Origin of the sequence: Pseudomonas sp. NY15364 (assembly GCF_048068235.1) — a bacterium.
In the GTDB taxonomy this organism is placed as follows: Bacteria; Pseudomonadota; Gammaproteobacteria; order Pseudomonadales; family Pseudomonadaceae; genus Aquipseudomonas; species Aquipseudomonas mendocina_D.
Window position 1 is genome coordinate 195,737 of record NZ_JBLUPX010000003.1, and the last position, 14,207, is coordinate 209,943.

At 63.2% G+C, this 14,207-nt stretch carries 15 protein-coding genes; 6 read left to right on the forward strand and 9 right to left on the reverse strand.

Translation table 11 applies throughout. The features are described 5' to 3' along the window. The first annotated feature begins 41 nt into the window (after window positions 1-41). Together ACNFCJ_RS04455 and ACNFCJ_RS04460 are read left to right on the forward strand one after the other, a co-directional pair. On the forward strand, window positions 42-1,016 hold the full coding sequence (locus ACNFCJ_RS04455) for an MBL fold metallo-hydrolase (protein WP_179574176.1): 975 nt from the start codon (window positions 42-44) through the stop codon (window positions 1,014-1,016). 108 nt (window positions 1,017-1,124) lie between these two features. Further along, window positions 1,125-1,388 (forward strand): YebG family protein, encoded by a 264-nt coding sequence (locus ACNFCJ_RS04460; protein WP_003462365.1) that lies wholly within the window; start codon window positions 1,125-1,127, stop codon window positions 1,386-1,388. A 57-nt stretch (window positions 1,389-1,445) separates the two neighbouring features. Here ACNFCJ_RS04460 and ACNFCJ_RS04465 read toward each other — a convergent pair whose 3' ends face one another. Continuing rightward, entirely contained in the window at window positions 1,446-1,688 is a 243-nt protein-coding gene (locus tag ACNFCJ_RS04465) for a hypothetical protein (protein ID WP_003462367.1), read from the reverse strand. 153 nt (window positions 1,689-1,841) lie between these two features. Continuing rightward, window positions 1,842-2,864, reverse strand: coding sequence for a Leu/Phe/Val dehydrogenase (locus ACNFCJ_RS04470; protein WP_416770013.1), 1,023 nt, complete (start codon window positions 2,862-2,864; stop codon window positions 1,842-1,844). 100 nt (window positions 2,865-2,964) lie between these two features. Between ACNFCJ_RS04470 and ACNFCJ_RS04475 the strand changes: the two genes are divergently transcribed. Continuing rightward, a complete protein-coding gene (locus tag ACNFCJ_RS04475; RefSeq protein WP_169969265.1) occupies window positions 2,965-3,768 on the forward strand; it encodes a SirB1 family protein in 804 nt (267 codons plus the stop codon). Window positions 3,769-3,804: 36 nt separating this feature from the next. Here ACNFCJ_RS04475 and ACNFCJ_RS04480 read toward each other — a convergent pair whose 3' ends face one another. From ACNFCJ_RS04480 to ACNFCJ_RS04490, 3 genes are all read right to left on the reverse strand, one after another. Further along, entirely contained in the window at window positions 3,805-4,161 is a 357-nt protein-coding gene (locus ACNFCJ_RS04480) for a PilZ domain-containing protein (protein ID WP_125835502.1), read from the reverse strand. A gap of 59 nt (window positions 4,162-4,220) precedes the next feature. Then, the gene (locus ACNFCJ_RS04485) at window positions 4,221-4,643 is read right to left on the reverse strand and encodes a DUF4124 domain-containing protein (protein ID WP_416770015.1); all 423 of its coding nucleotides are present in this window, start codon (window positions 4,641-4,643) and stop codon (window positions 4,221-4,223) included. 74 nt (window positions 4,644-4,717) lie between these two features. After that, entirely contained in the window at window positions 4,718-5,092 is a 375-nt protein-coding gene (locus tag ACNFCJ_RS04490) for a tetratricopeptide repeat protein (protein ID WP_099525661.1), read from the reverse strand. A 227-nt stretch (window positions 5,093-5,319) separates the two neighbouring features. Here ACNFCJ_RS04490 and ACNFCJ_RS04495 point away from each other — a divergent pair, with 227 nt between their 5' ends. Together ACNFCJ_RS04495 and pyk are read left to right on the forward strand one after the other, a co-directional pair. Next, window positions 5,320-6,228: a universal stress protein gene (locus ACNFCJ_RS04495; RefSeq protein WP_416770018.1), complete on the forward strand. Its 909-nt coding sequence runs from the start codon at window positions 5,320-5,322 to the stop codon at window positions 6,226-6,228. 71 nt (window positions 6,229-6,299) lie between these two features. Next, on the forward strand, window positions 6,300-7,751 hold the full coding sequence (pyk, locus tag ACNFCJ_RS04500; RefSeq protein ID WP_416770020.1) for a pyruvate kinase: 1,452 nt from the start codon (window positions 6,300-6,302) through the stop codon (window positions 7,749-7,751). 147 nt (window positions 7,752-7,898) lie between these two features. Here the strand turns inward: pyk and ACNFCJ_RS04505 are convergent, their stop codons facing one another. The 3 genes from ACNFCJ_RS04505 to ACNFCJ_RS04515 all read right to left on the reverse strand — a co-directional run bounded on the left by ACNFCJ_RS04505 (window position 7,899) and on the right by ACNFCJ_RS04515 (window position 10,792). Then, window positions 7,899-8,672, reverse strand: a complete 774-nt coding sequence (locus ACNFCJ_RS04505) for an enoyl-CoA hydratase (protein ID WP_416770022.1) — start codon at window positions 8,670-8,672, stop codon at window positions 7,899-7,901. 61 nt (window positions 8,673-8,733) lie between these two features. Then, the gene (locus ACNFCJ_RS04510) at window positions 8,734-9,672 is read right to left on the reverse strand and encodes an iron-sulfur-binding ferredoxin reductase (protein ID WP_416770023.1); all 939 of its coding nucleotides are present in this window, start codon (window positions 9,670-9,672) and stop codon (window positions 8,734-8,736) included. Next, window positions 9,665-10,792 (reverse strand): sensor domain-containing diguanylate cyclase, encoded by a 1,128-nt coding sequence (locus tag ACNFCJ_RS04515; RefSeq protein WP_125880545.1) that lies wholly within the window; start codon window positions 10,790-10,792, stop codon window positions 9,665-9,667. Before ACNFCJ_RS04515 ends, ACNFCJ_RS04510 begins: the two co-directional genes overlap by 8 nt. 473 nt (window positions 10,793-11,265) lie before the next feature. Between ACNFCJ_RS04515 and ACNFCJ_RS04520 the strand changes: the two genes are divergently transcribed. Next, on the forward strand, window positions 11,266-12,789 hold the full coding sequence (locus ACNFCJ_RS04520; protein ID WP_416770024.1) for a fumarate hydratase: 1,524 nt from the start codon (window positions 11,266-11,268) through the stop codon (window positions 12,787-12,789). A gap of 51 nt (window positions 12,790-12,840) precedes the next feature. Here the strand turns inward: ACNFCJ_RS04520 and dsdA are convergent, their stop codons facing one another. Further along, window positions 12,841-14,196 (reverse strand): D-serine ammonia-lyase, encoded by a 1,356-nt coding sequence (dsdA, locus tag ACNFCJ_RS04525; protein ID WP_416770025.1) that lies wholly within the window; start codon window positions 14,194-14,196, stop codon window positions 12,841-12,843. Window positions 14,197-14,207: the final 11 nt, after the last annotated feature.

The following is a 14,207-nucleotide window of genomic DNA, read 5'->3' on the forward strand; positions in this document are numbered from 1 at the left end:
TCGCACACTACGGCATCGCCACTCTCAATGAAGGATCCCCCATGCGTCTTTTCTCGCTGAGCACCGCATTGTCGTCCGCCATGATCGCCCTGGTCAGCCTGCCGCTGCAGGCGGCCGCACCGGCACAACAGAAGACCCAGGTACCGGGCTACTACCGTATGGCACTCGGTGACTTCGAAGTCACCGCTCTGTATGACGGCTACGTCGACCTGCCTGCCAGCCTGCTCAAGGGCATCGATGACAAGGACCTGCAATCGCTGCTGGCACGCATGTTCGTGGCGTCGGAGAAAGGCGTGCAGACTGCGGTCAACGCCTACCTGATCAACACCGGCGACAACCTGGTGCTGATCGATACCGGCGCCGCCAAGTGCTTCGGCCCGACTCTCGGCGTGGTGCAGACCAACCTCAAGGCATCCGGCTACCAGCCGGAGCAGGTTGATACCGTGCTGCTCACCCACCTGCACCCGGACCATGCCTGCGGCCTGGTCAACGCCGACGGCAGCCCGGCCTACCCCAACGCGACCGTGGAGGTGCCGCAGGCGGAGGCTGAATTCTGGCTCGACGAGGCGACCATGGCCAAGGCCCCCGAAGGCATGCAAGGCATGTTCAAGATGGCGCAACAGGCAGTCGCACCCTATGCCAAGATGAACAAGCTCAAGCCCTACAAGACAGAAGGCGAATTGTTGCCTGGCGTCAGCCTGGTAGCGAGCCCGGGACACACGCCCGGACATACCTCTTACTTGTTCAAATCGGGTGGACAGAGCCTGCTGGTATGGGGCGACATTCTGCATAACCACGCCGTGCAGTTCGCCAAGCCTGAAGTGGTCATCGAGTTCGATGTCGACAGCGCCAAGGCCAGGCAATCCCGCCAACGCATCCTGGCCGAAGCGGCCACAGACAAGCTGTGGGTCGCTGGTGCGCACCTGCCCTTCCCCGGCCTGGGCCACGTACGCAAGGAAGCCCAAGGCTACGCCTGGGTACCCGTCGAGTTCAGCCCGATCCGTAGCGACCGCTGAATTCTCGATACTCGCTGCTGGCAAAACGGTAGCGAGTTCTTTATGCTTGGATCACTGTATAAATAAACAGCTACCAACAGACACGCATGAAGGCAGATGAGGTGATGAATGGCCGTCGAAGTGGTGTATCGCAGCAGTCGCGATCCGGAGCGCTTGTTCATGGATAAGGCCGAAGCCGACCGTTACGACAAGATGCTGGAACTGGCCGAGCGCCTGAGCGAGGTGCTGCACAAGGCGGTTCCATCCCTGAGCGAGGAACAGGGCGAGGAGCTGGGTATCTTCATGGCCAAGAATCGCGACGTCTTTGCCAAGGCGTTCAAGAGCCAGCCGGACGCACTCGAGGAACTCGAGATCGAGACCGCCAGCGAGTGACCGTGTAGCGCGGCCCCTCTTTCGCACGAGGGGTCTGCTCGGTAAAACCGTCCAGCATCATGCTCTGCTGCCTGGGTATTGCCCCGCGACCTGCTCCAGCCATGCCGGCAGATCACGTCGCTTGACGCCCTCACCTCGCGCACGGGCCAGCTGTTCGAGCATGTACTGACGTTTGCGCTCATCGCCCTCGGCAAAGGAAAGCGCCAGGTCGCGATCACTCCACTGGCGAATGCGACGGAACAACCACCAGTGAAAGTAAAGGCCGGCAGCGGTGGTGACGACGATAATGAAGTAGTCCATGGTGAATCCTCCTTGCACCACGCTAATTTAGCCTGTGAGCATCGCCAAGTGTGGCGTTGCCGCAGGTCGCTGCACCGTGCACCCATCAGTTCGACCGGGCGCCGCCTACCGATTATCTTCGCGCCCCCACAGTTTGAACGGGCTCGGCAACCGCTAGGTGCGATAGAGCAGCCCCTCTGCCAGGTAGTCAGCGACTCGCGCCGGGGATCGCTTTTCAGCCTGCGCATGGGCGTAGATTTCAGTCAGGCGCCGGCTGATCTGCGCCAGGTGCGCGGTGATCGCCGCTAGTTCCTCGCCGCGATGACGCAACGCCACGTAGATCAGGCCTCCGGCATTGAGCACGTAATCCGGGGCGTAGAGAATCCCGCGAGCTTCCAGCTGATCGGCCACCTCAGGGCTGGCCAGCTGATTATTGGCCGCTCCAGCCACCGCAGCGCAACGCAGATGAGCGACCGTCTGCGCATTCAGCACACCACCCAGGCCGCAGGGCGCGAGAATGTCGCAAGGCGTGGCAAGCAGCGCATCGCTGGTTATCGGGTGCGCCCCCAGTTGCTCGACAGCCAGTTGCACACGCCCGGCATCGAGGTCGCTCACCAACAGCTCCGCGCCCGCGGCATGCAGCGCTTCGGCCAGGGCGAAGCCGACATTGCCCAGGCCCTGAATGGCGACTCGCAGCCCTTCCAGATCATCGCTGCCAAGGCGCGCCTGGGCGGTGGCGCGAATGCCCGCGAACACACCCAAGGCGGTGTGCGGTGACGGATCACCTTCACTGGTCGTACTGGTAGCGTGCTGGGTGTACTGGGCGATGCAATCCATGTCGGCGCTGGAGGTGCCACTGTCGATGGCGGTGATGTAACGGCCATTGAGGGTTTCGATAAAACGGCCGAAGGCTTCGAACAGCGCGGCGCGGCTCTGCAGATGAGCCGGGCGGATGATCACCGCCTTGCCGCCACCGTGATCGATCCCAGCCAACGCCGCCTTGTAGCTCATACCCTGGGCAAGGCGGATGGCATCGTCAATGGCGCTTTGTTCATCGGCATAGGGTAGGTAGCGACAACCGCCAAGCGCTGGCCCGAAACGGGTGTTGTGAATGGCTATAACGGCCTTGAGACCGCTGGCCGGATCCTCGGCCAGATGCAGGGCCTCGAGGCGGGCGGCTTCCATCATGCTGAACATGGGCGAGCTCCCGGTTGGACTTCAGGCCTCAGTATAGGAGAGCCAAGCTGGACGACGACCTTGTCAGGAGCTAAAAGAGCAGAAGTCAGCGGAGAATGCGATGAGCCCACGCCAAGCCTGCCTGCAGTGCCTGCAACGCGACCCTCCCGCCCTGTTCGAGGCGGCACTGTGGATCGCTGCCGAACACGATGACCAGCTTCAGCCCGCGCAGATACTGAGCGACCTGCACAGTTTGTTACTGCAGGTCAGCGCTGGGTTACCCGCCCTGCCCCCTCGCGAATTGGCACAGCCGCTGCTGCGCCGACTGGCCGAACTCGACTATCAGGAAGACGACGAAGGCGTGACACGACCGCGCCATGCCCTGCTGCATGAAGTGCTACGCCGCCGACGCGGCCAACCATTGCCCCTGGCGTTGATTGCACTGGAGTTGGCGCGCCGCCTGGAAATTCCACTCCAGGGCGTGAATTTCCCTGGTCACTTCATGCTCCGTGTACCTGGCGCCGATCACCTGCTCGACCCTTGCGGCGGACGCCGCCTGTACACCCGCGACTGCCGTGATCAGCTCTATCGCCAGCTGGGCCCGGATGTCGAACTCAGCGCGGTGCACCTGCAGACAGCCGATGCCGCTGACATGCTGCGACGCCTGTCGCGCAACCTGCGCCTGCTGCACATGCAGCACGATGCCCCGGAAGCAGCGCTCAAGGATGCCGAGCGCGTCCTGCAGCTCGGCCCGCCCAACCTGGCCGATCATCTGGCTCGTGCGGACGTCTATCGGCAACTGGATTGCCCACAGGGTGAGCGCTATGACCTTGAACACGCCCTGCTGTTCTGCGAGGAGGAAGGTTTGCGCCTGCAATTGAGCCAGCGCTTGCGCAGCCTGGCACGTGCGCCAGCAGTGCATTGACGCCGCAGCGCACGACAACCTCGAACCAGCGAAATATCAGGCAGACGCCGCCAGGCTGTGAAAGCTGAAGTAGTAACGCAGCGCGTCGATCATCTCGACGTAGTCGGCAGGTGGCGCCACCAGAGCGAAGCCGGAATCGTAGACACCGGGATTGACGTCTTCACGGCACCACTTACAGTTGGCGGAGAAGTCGATGAAATGCATGCCATGCTGGCCTGGAATCTTCAGGCGCATGTCGAAGCGTGCGCCCACCAGCATCGGCAACTGACTGATCAGCATCAGACCGTCGAGGGAGACATTGCCGATGGAGCCCATCGGTTTGTCGGTAATGCGATTGAACACCTTCAGGTAGTAGGGCAACTGATGGCGTTCGATTCGGCGCTGGCTACGCATAGTGGCAAATCGCTACAAAGGGACTTGAGTATGGCTCTACTACGGCCACTTAACCATCCTCAAGAACAGCGTTGGGCTATCCGCTCGCGCAACTGGCGACGAGCGGCGTCTGTTTCATCATCACTGTAGTAGATGCGCTCGCCGCCGGCGCCTTCGCGATAGTAGCGAAAGCCCTCAGGCATCTGCGCCAGGTGTCGGCGCAGATCACGGCATTCACTGGCCCGCTCTTCGCGCTGCGCAGTTGCTGTCGCCGCAGCCTGTTGTTGCTCTTCACGCCGCGCCTCGTAGAAACGCTGACGGCGCTCCTCACGCTCACGCGTATGTTGGTCGCGCTCAATCACCTGCGGTTTCACCTGCACGGTTTCAGCCCCGGCCACGGGCCTCTGGCCGAAATGCACCCGCCCCTGCTCGTCCGTCCAGCGATAGATTTCCGCCGTCGCCAGCGAGGGCAGTAGTACAGCGATCAACAACCAGTGACGCATGTTCATCCTCCATGAGAGACATACGCCAGCTTATACCGCCACGCGCCCCTGAAGAACGCCGAACGACCGAAGGCTCAGAGTGTGGCCGGACTGACCTTGGCTGCCGGCGCCGGGCTGTGATGCCCCAACTGCTCCAGCGTCTGCAGACGCGCGCGGGCGCGGTAGGCGTACTCGCTGGCCGGATAACGCGTGATGATGAACTGGTAAGTCTGCGCGGCATCGACGAACAGGCTCTCGCGCTCCAGGCATTGACCGCGCAACAGCGAAATCTCAGGTTGCAGGTAATTGCGCGAGCGACTCTTGCGCTCGGCCTGCGACAGCTCCAGCGCGACCTGCGCACAATCACCTTCGTTGTAGGCGCGGTAGGCGTTGTTCAGATGATGGTCGAGCGAGACACGGGTACAGCCCGTGGCAACCAGGGCCACGGCCAGAATGATCAGGGTACGCATGGGCAATTCCTCCAATGAGCAGTGTATCGACCGCCGAGGGGAAAACTGAACAGCAATAGTTGTTCTGGCAACGCCCCGCATGACGCCATTGCCTCACCTTTTTTGTCCGCGCCAGCGCCACGACTACTCGCCCTCTCGAACCAGCGCCAAATCGCTGATCCATATCAATGCCGCTCGCCTGAACATGGCCTGTAATGCAGGCACAGACTCCAGGTGAGGACGCTGCCATGAAACTGCAACGGCTGATGGTCGTCATCGACGCCGAACACCAGCAACAACCGGCCCTGCAGCGGGCCGTCGAAGTGGCGCGCGAGACCGGCGCCGCCCTGCACTTGCTGCAGGTCGAGTATCACCCGAGCCTGGAGAGCGGCCTGCTGGACAGTCAGTTGCTCAACCGCGCCCGTGAAGCCATCCTGTGGCAGAGTCATGAGGCGCTACGCGCCAGCGTCGCCCACCTGAGCGATGAAAGGTTCAGAATCGAAGTGGACGTACGCTGGGGCAAACGCAGCCACGAGGAGATACTCGCCCGCGTTGCCGTGCTACAGCCGGACATCCTGTTCAAGTCGACCCATCCCAGCAGTGCACTACGACGCCTCTTGTTCAGCGATACCAGCTGGCAACTGATCCGACGCTGCCCGGCGCCACTGTGGCTGGTGCACGATGCCAAGCCCCGCGGCCAGAGCCTGTGCGTCGCGCTCGACCCGCTGCACAGCGCGGACAAACCTGCCGCCCTCGATCATCAGTTGATTCGCACCAGCCAGGCTCTGCAGGCTGCGCTTGGCCTGCAAGCCGAGTACCTGCACGCGCAGGCACCGTTGCCACGCTCGCTGCTGTTCGACGCCGAGGTAGCGCAGGAATACGAAGACTACGTGACCCAGTGCAGCCGCGAGCACCGCGAGGCCTTCGACAAACTGATTGGCCATTACGCCATCGATCGGGCGCAGGCACACCTGCTGGACGGATTTACCGAAGAAGTCATTCCAAAATTCGTGCATGAGCACAATATCGGCCTGCTGGTAATGGGTGCCATCGCCCGCGGCCATCTGGACAGCCTGCTGATCGGCCACACCGCGGAGCGGGTACTGGAACGCGTCGAGTGCGATCTGCTGGTGATCAAACCGGACGGCAAAGGGTAGTGCACAGGAACAATGACTACAGCTGAATGGCGTAGTAGCCTCCCGAACATAGTTCACTAGGGAGTTCGTGCATGACCTTTCGCCGCACCAAAATCGTCGCCACCCTGGGCCCGGCCAGCAGCTCGCCGGAAGTGCTGGAGCAACTGATCCTCGCCGGTCTCGACGTGGCCCGTCTGAACTTCTCCCACGGCACGCCGGACGACCACAAGGCGCGCGCCGCCCTGGTTCGTGAGCTGGCCGCCAAGCACGGCCGCCATGTCGCTCTGCTCGGCGACCTGCAAGGCCCGAAAATCCGCATCGCCAAGTTCGAGAACAAGCGTATCGAGCTCAAGGACGGCGACATGTTCCGCCTCTCCTCCAGCCACTCGCGCACGGCCGGCACCCAGGAAGTGGTCGGCATCGACTACCCGGCGCTGATCCAGGACTGCGATGTCGGTGACGAACTGCTGCTCGACGACGGCCGCGTGGTCATGCGCGTCGAACTCAAGGGCGCCGACGAGCTGCACTGCCGCGTACTGATCGGCGGTCCGCTGTCGGACAACAAGGGCATCAACCGCCGTGGCGGCGGCCTGACTGCGCCAGCGCTGACCGAGAAAGACAAGGCCGACATCAAGGTCGCCGCCGAAATGGACCTGGATTACTTGGCTGTGTCCTTCCCGCGTGATGCCGCCGACATGGACTACGCCCGTCGCCTGCTCACCGAAGCCGGCGGCACCGCCTGGCTAGTGGCTAAGATCGAGCGCGCCGAAGCCGTGGCCGATGACGAAGCGCTGGACGGCCTGATCCGCGCCAGTGACGCAGTAATGGTCGCCCGTGGTGATCTGGCCGTGGAAATCGGCGATGCCGAACTGGTCGGCATCCAGAAGAAGATCATCGCTCACGCCCGTCGCCTGAACAAAGCGGTGATCACCGCGACCCAGATGATGGAGTCGATGATCCACAGCCCGATGCCAACCCGCGCGGAAGTGTCCGACGTGGCCAACGCCGCGCTGGACTACACCGATGCGGTGATGCTGTCGGCCGAGAGCGCCGCCGGCGAATACCCGGTCGAAGCCGTACAGGCCATGGCCCGCGTGTGCCTGGGTGCCGAGAAGCACCCGACCAGCAAGCAGTCCAGCCACCGTCTGGGCCGCACCTTCGAGCGCTGCGACGAAAGCATCGCCCTGGCGACCATGTACACCGCCAACCACTTCCCCGGCGTGAAGGCAATCATTAGCCTTACCGAGAGTGGCTACAGCCCGCTGATCATGTCGCGCATCCGCTCGTCGATCCCGATCTTCGCCTTCACCCCGCACCGTGAAGCCCAGGCCCGCGTGGCACTGTTCCGTGGCGTCTACACCGTGCCGTTCGACCCGGCCTCGCTGCCAGCGAACAAGGTCAGCCAGGCGGCGGTGGACGAACTGCTCAAGCGCGGCGTGGTCGAGCCGGGCGACTGGGTGATCCTGACCAAGGGTGACAGCTACCACGGTACCGGCGGCACCAACACCATGAAGATCCTGCACGTCGGCGATCAGATGGTGTGATCCACCCTTGAACGCAAAAGGCCGCTCATCGAGCGGCCTTTTGTTTTTTGGTAGTGAGCCGCTTGCCGGTAGGGTGCGCGGTGCGCACCGATTTTTCGTGGTGCACTGTCTTCCAGCCACAACCAGCCCTGGTGCGCGAGACGCACCCTACGCGAATTTGGAAAAATCCGGCTTCCTGCGCTGCATGAAGGCCGTCAACGCCTCGATGGCCTCGGGCGAACGCAGACGTTGGCCGAACAGGACGCCCTCCTCTTCGATGACCTTGCGCAACTCCTCGCGTCCCGGCGCACGCATCAGGCGCTTGCTGTCGACAACCGCCGATGGCGCCAGGTCGAGAAAACGCTGCGCCATCTCACGCGCCTTGCTCAACGTCGCCGCACCGTCGTCCAGTGCCTGGTTGGCGATGCCCCAGGCTGCGGCCTGCTCCCCGCTGAAGCCATGCCCGAGCAGCAACAACTCGGCGGCCCGTGCGTGTCCCAGTAGACGCGGCAGAATCAGGCTGGAACCGTACTCCGGACACAGACCAAGATTGACGAAGGGCATTTTCAACTGCGCATCACGGCTGACGTAGACCAGATCGCAATGCAGCAGCAAGGTGGTACCAATGCCCACCGCCGGACCAGCCACTGCGGCGACCACCGGTTTGCTGAATTCGAACAGCGCGCGCATGAACTGGAACACTTCGCTGTTCAGGCCGGTGGGCGGCGCCTTGATGAAGTCGGCGACATCGTTACCGCTGGTGAAACACGCCTCACCACCAGTGAGTAGCACCACGCGCACGCCCGGGTCGCGCTCGGCCTCGTCCAGCACCTCGGCCATGCCGGCGTACATGGCGCGGGTCAGCGCATTCTTCTTGTCCGGACGGTGCATGCGCAGGGTCAACAGACCGCCGTCGCGCTCGATATGCAGGTGCTCGCTCATGCCAGGGCTCCAATGGGTGCGTCATACGCACCGGCGCAAGGCCTGACCGGCCCGGCATAGCCTATGCGCGAGTGAGAAAGACGTCGGCGAGCATCTGACTGCGTGGCAAACCGGCCATATAGAGGCGCCGCGCGAAGCTGTCGACCGTCAAGGGATGGCCGCAGAGTAAGGCGAGGGTTTGCCGCGAAACAAGGCGCAGTTCGGCCAAAGCAGCCGGCAACTGCGCCGCTGTCACCAGTTCCACCTGCAGGTTGGCGTGCTGCTCCGCCAGTGCCTGAAGTTCGTGCGCCAGATAATGCTCGGCCGGTTCATGCGCCACGTGCAGCAGGCGGATGGCACCCTGGTGCTCCTGACGCAGCGCGTCACGCAAGACCCCGTACAACGGCGCCAGCCCCGTACCGGCGGCAAGCAACCACAGTGGTCGCGCCTGCCAATCGGCGTCGTAATGCAGAGCGCCACCGCGCAACTCGCCGAGCCGCAGCGTGTCGCCAACCTGCAAGCGCCGCGCAGCATCGCAGAACGCACCGGGCAGGCGACAGTCGATGTGAAACTCCAGCCAGTCGTCCTCACCCGGCACGCTGGCCAACGAATAGGGACGCGCTACACCCTGCTCATTCCAAAGCAGCAGGTGCTGGCCGGGGCGATAGCGCAGTGGTTTGGCCGGCTGCAAGCGCAGGCGCAAAACCTGCGGGCTGGGCCAGTCCAGTGCGAGTACCGTGGCTGACAAGCCATCGCGCTGCGGGTCGAAGGGCTCGACCTGCAGATCCTCGATCACCTGGCACTGGCAGGCCAGGCGCCAGCCCTCGGCGCGCTTGTCGACCGCCAGTGCCTCGGGCTGACGGTCCAGCGGCTCGCCGGCAACGCAACGCACAAGGCAAGCATGGCAGCTGCCGGCACGACAGCTGTAGGGCACAGCCACACCGCCGCAGAGCAACGCATCGAGCAGGTTGGTTTGCTGGGCGACTTGCAGCAGCTGGTCCCCGACGCGCAGCTCAGGCACCCGCATTCTCCCAGCTGGCGTCGCAACGATTGCGGCCGCCGCGCTTGGCCTGATAGAGCGCCTGATCGGCACGCTGCAGCGCTTCATCGAGATCGTCACCGGCGACCAACAGTGTCATACCGGCGGATAGGCTCAGATTATCGACCTTCACACCCACTGGCTCGGCCTTGGCGAAGGCTTCGCGCAAGCGCTCGCAGCAGGCGGTGAACTGATCAGCATCGGTATTGGGCAATAGCAGCACGAATTCCTCACCGCCATAGCGGGCAATGATGTCGCCGTCACGCAGACAGGCACGGGCCACCGCGGCGAAGGTTTGCAGCACCCGATCGCCCGCAGCATGGCCATGAGCATCGTTGATTCGCTTGAAATGGTCCAGGTCGATCAGCGCCAGACCGTGATGCCGCCCGTGGTCCAGATGCCCCAGTTCGCGAGTGGCCAGACGCAGGAAATGACGACGATTGAACAGGCCGGTGAGCTCATCGGTGGCGACCAGGTCCTCGAGCTGGCGCATCATCCCACGCAGGGTGTCCTGGTGCGCTTGAAGGGCGAAGCGGCGTTGGCGCATGCGTTTGCGCATGGCCTGCACGTAGCTGGAGAACAGACATAGCCAGACCAGCAGGATGAACAGCACCCACACCTGTAGCCAGGCCATGCTCGGGTCCACCAGCTGCATGCGGTAGGCCTCGACCAGTATCATCGCAGTGAAACCGAAGAAAGCGAACGCGGCGCAACGCACGAACACCCGCGGCGGCAGCTGGAACACGCCGAACAGCAGAATCAGTACGTAGAAGACCATCATCACGCCGCGCGCGCTGTCGAACAACGCCAGCACCGGTGGCTGCCAGGCCAGCGCCACCAGTACCTGGGCTTCGGTCAGGCTGGGATCTTCACATCGCAGGTTGCGGCCGGACAGAAACAGCCAGAGAAATACCAATTGGCTGCCGAAAACACCCAGGGTCAGCCAGGCAGCGGTGCTGATGGAACCGAAGAAAAGGCCATTGAATACAGCGAACCAGCAGACGAGCGCCATCATCGCGTAAGTAGCGAAGGCCATGGCGAAGCGTTTGAGCAGGAGGCTCTGCAGGCTGCGTTGCGTTCCCCGGCGAGTCGTTGAGCTCATGGGCTCCATCCCATACTGGCATCTGGCCGTACTCTACCCCTGTGATCACAAAAAACCTAGGCCGCAGTAGGGGGCCGCCTAAAATCGCGGCGAGCCAGTCGGCGCAAGAGAGAACAGTCGACAACGCTTGCAGTCGCGCTCGACGTTACAAGCGATGAATGAGCATGTGACCCGGCTGGCGTCCCGCCAATTATCAAATAGCGCTGACAAGGCACGACCGTGTGGATGTAGTTGGCGCAGCGACGCAGAAAGCCAAAACCGAGGTCGTTCTGCAAACGCCCGATAACCGCCCACTGCGCTTGCCATCGACCTTTGGCTGCTGTGCCCGTCACGGCTGGCTGCGGTATACTGCCGCGCCTTTTTGGGCAGCTCTGAAAAATATCAAAGATAATTTTCAGAGCTGCTCTTCCGCCGTTGCGCCGGGTCTTGTCCGGCGCTTCCTTGTTGATGTTCCCTGATAGAGGAGCGCCCCAATGACCGTGATCAAGCAGGACGACCTGATTCAGAGCGTTGCCGACGCACTGCAGTTCATCTCCTATTACCACCCCGTAGACTTCATCCAGGCGATGCACGAGGCCTACCTGAAGGAAGAGTCGCCGGCCGCCAAGGACTCCATGGCGCAGATCCTGATCAACTCGCGCATGTGTGCCACCGGCCACCGCCCGATTTGCCAGGACACCGGCATCGTCACCGTATTCATCAAAGTCGGTATGGATGTGCGCTGGGACGGCGCCACCATGAGCGTCGACGACATGATCAACGAGGGCGTGCGTCGCGCCTACAACCTGCCCGAGAACGTCCTGCGCGCCTCGATCCTGGCCGACCCGGCCGGTGCCCGCAAGAACACCAAGGACAACACCCCGGCAGTCATCCACTATTCCATCGTCCCTGGCGACAAGGTGGAAGTGGACGTCGCAGCCAAGGGCGGCGGCTCCGAGAACAAGTCGAAGATGGCCATGCTCAACCCGTCCGACTCGATCGTCGACTGGGTGCTGAAGACCGTGCCGACCATGGGCGCCGGCTGGTGCCCGCCGGGCATGCTCGGCATCGGCATCGGCGGTACTGCCGAAAAAGCGGCAGTGATGGCAAAGGAAGTGCTCATGGAGCACATCGACATCCACGAGCTGCAGGCTCGCGGCCCGCAAAACCGTATCGAAGAGCTGCGCCTGGAGCTGTTCGAGAAGGTCAACCAACTGGGCATCGGCGCCCAGGGCCTGGGCGGCCTGACCACCGTGCTCGACGTGAAGATCATGGATTACCCGACCCACGCAGCTTCGCTGCCGGTGTGCATGATCCCCAACTGCGCCGCCACCCGTCACGCCCACTTCGTGCTCGACGGCTCCGGGCCGGCCAAGCTGGAAGCACCGGATCTGGACGCCTACCCGGAAATCGTCTGGGAAGCCGGCCCGAGCGCACGTCGCGTCGACCTCGACACCCTCACCCCGGAAGACGTGCAGAGCTGGAAGCCGGGCGAGACCATCCTGCTCAACGGCAAGATGCTCACTGGCCGCGACGCCGCGCACAAGCGCATGGTCGAGATGCTCAACAAGGGTGAACAACTGCCGGTCGACCTCAAAGGCCGCTTCATCTATTACGTAGGCCCGGTCGATCCGATCGGTGACGAAGTGGTAGGCCCGGCTGGCCCGACCACCGCCACGCGGATGGACAAGTTCACCCGGCAGATTCTCGAGCAGACTGGTCTGCTGGGCATGATCGGCAAATCCGAGCGCGGCCCGACCGCCATCGAAGCGATCAAGGACAACAAGGCCGTGTACCTGATGGCCGTCGGCGGCGCTGCCTATCTGGTGGCCCAGGCGATCAAGAAGTCCAAGGTGCTGGCCTTCGCCGAACTGGGCATGGAAGCGATCTACGAGTTCGAAGTGAAGGACATGCCGGTTACCGTTGCTGTCGACAGCAACGGCGAATCGGTACACATCACCGGCCCGGCGATCTGGAACAAGAAGATCGCCGAAAGCCTGGCAGTGGAAGTGAAGTAAGCGTCAACGCTGCAAAGCAGAAGCCCGGCCAAGTGCCGGGCTTCTGCGTTTTCAGGCGTCCTGCAGCAACTGCCGGCCACGCGCCAGGTAATGGTCCATCTCCGCTTCCGGCACCATGCTGCCGCCGGTCGCCCACACCAGGTGGGTGGACCGCGCCAGGCGCTGCGGCGTCAGGCCGATGCGCGAGCGATAGCCCTGCTGCTCACCCAGCACACGCAGCACACCCGGCATGCCGGCCAGGGCCGAAGGTTCGAGGCGCTGACCTTCAGCACGCTCAAGCAGTGCCAGGTAACGGAACAGCTGCTCATCGCTGACCGTGTAATAGCCATCGATCAGGCGCTGCATGGCGCGGCCGACGAAGCCGGATGGTCGCCCCACGGCCAGTCCGTCGGCAGCCGTGCGGTTGTCGATACAGAAATCCTGCACCGCCAATTCTTCATGCCGTCCGGTATGAATGCCGAGCAGCATGCACGGTGAATGGGTCGGTTCGGCGAACAGGCAGTGCACCGCATCGCCGAACGCCAGCTTCAGGCCGAAGGCCACGCCACCCGGTCCACCGCCGACGCCACAGGGCAGGTAGACAAACAGCGGATGCTCGGCATCGACCACGACACCGGCCGTCGCCAGTTGCTGCTTGAGGCGTTCGCCGGCCACCGCGTAGCCGAGGAACAGGTGCCTGGAATTTTCGTCATCGACGAAGTGGCAACGCGGATCGCCTTCAGCCTGCCGCCGCCCCTGCTCCACAGCAACGCTGTAGTCGCTGGCGTACTCGACCACGGTCACGCCATGGGCGCGCAGCTTGTCCTTCTTCCACTGACGCGCATCGGCGGACATATGCACCGTGGCCTGGAAACCCAGGCGCGCGCTGATGATGCCGATGGACAGGCCCAGATTGCCGGTGGAGCCAACGGCAACCTGATAGCCGCCGAAGAAAGCGCGCATCGCGTCGCTGTCGAGGCAAGCGTAGTCGTCGTCGAGGCTGAGCAGCCCGGCCGCCAACGCCAGGTCCTCGGCATGCTTGAGCACCTCGTAGATACCGCCGCGGGCCTTGATCGAACCGGAAATGGGCAGATGGCTGTCACGCTTGAGCCACAGGGCGCCGATCTCGCCGTCTGCCTGGGCCTCTTCGCTGAGCAACGCGCGCATCTGCGGCACGGGCAGGATGTCCGACTCGATAACCCCGCCGCTGGCGGCCGTTTGCGGGAACACGCGAGCCAGATAAGGCGCGAAACGCGCAAGACGGGCGCTGGCATCAGCCACGTCTGCGGCGTTCAAGCCCACATCGCCCAGCGCCTCGCTGACAGGTGCCACGGCAGGGTTGAACCAGCTGGTTTCACGCAAGGCGATCAGCTCGTCGAGCAGCGGATATTGCGCACGCCACTGGGCGAGCGGCTGACCAAGGATCATTGAATACTCCT

Excerpts from the sequence above, each read along its gene's own strand:
- ACNFCJ_RS04465 (WP_003462367.1), bottom strand. The coding sequence starts at position 1,688 with ATGGACTACTTCATTATCGTCGTCACCACCGCTGCCGGCCTTTACTTT.
- dsdA (WP_416770025.1), bottom strand. The coding sequence starts at position 14,196 with ATGATCCTTGGTCAGCCGCTCGCCCAGTGGCGTGCGCAATATCCGCTG.
- ACNFCJ_RS04490 (WP_099525661.1), bottom strand. The coding sequence starts at position 5,092 with ATGCGTACCCTGATCATTCTGGCCGTGGCCCTGGTTGCCACGGGCTGT.
- ACNFCJ_RS04520 (WP_416770024.1), top strand. The coding sequence starts at position 11,266 with ATGACCGTGATCAAGCAGGACGACCTGATTCAGAGCGTTGCCGACGCA.
- ACNFCJ_RS04515 (WP_125880545.1), bottom strand. The coding sequence starts at position 10,792 with ATGAGCTCAACGACTCGCCGGGGAACGCAACGCAGCCTGCAGAGCCTC.
- ACNFCJ_RS04505 (WP_416770022.1), bottom strand. The coding sequence starts at position 8,672 with ATGAGCGAGCACCTGCATATCGAGCGCGACGGCGGTCTGTTGACCCTG.
- ACNFCJ_RS04470 (WP_416770013.1), bottom strand. The coding sequence starts at position 2,864 with ATGTTCAGCATGATGGAAGCCGCCCGCCTCGAGGCCCTGCATCTGGCC.
- ACNFCJ_RS04455 (WP_179574176.1), top strand. The coding sequence starts at position 42 with ATGCGTCTTTTCTCGCTGAGCACCGCATTGTCGTCCGCCATGATCGCC.
- ACNFCJ_RS04460 (WP_003462365.1), top strand. The coding sequence starts at position 1,125 with ATGGCCGTCGAAGTGGTGTATCGCAGCAGTCGCGATCCGGAGCGCTTG.
- ACNFCJ_RS04485 (WP_416770015.1), bottom strand. The coding sequence starts at position 4,643 with ATGCGTCACTGGTTGTTGATCGCTGTACTACTGCCCTCGCTGGCGACG.
- ACNFCJ_RS04495 (WP_416770018.1), top strand. The coding sequence starts at position 5,320 with ATGAAACTGCAACGGCTGATGGTCGTCATCGACGCCGAACACCAGCAA.
- pyk (WP_416770020.1), top strand. The coding sequence starts at position 6,300 with ATGACCTTTCGCCGCACCAAAATCGTCGCCACCCTGGGCCCGGCCAGC.
- ACNFCJ_RS04475 (WP_169969265.1), top strand. The coding sequence starts at position 2,965 with ATGAGCCCACGCCAAGCCTGCCTGCAGTGCCTGCAACGCGACCCTCCC.
- ACNFCJ_RS04480 (WP_125835502.1), bottom strand. The coding sequence starts at position 4,161 with ATGCGTAGCCAGCGCCGAATCGAACGCCATCAGTTGCCCTACTACCTG.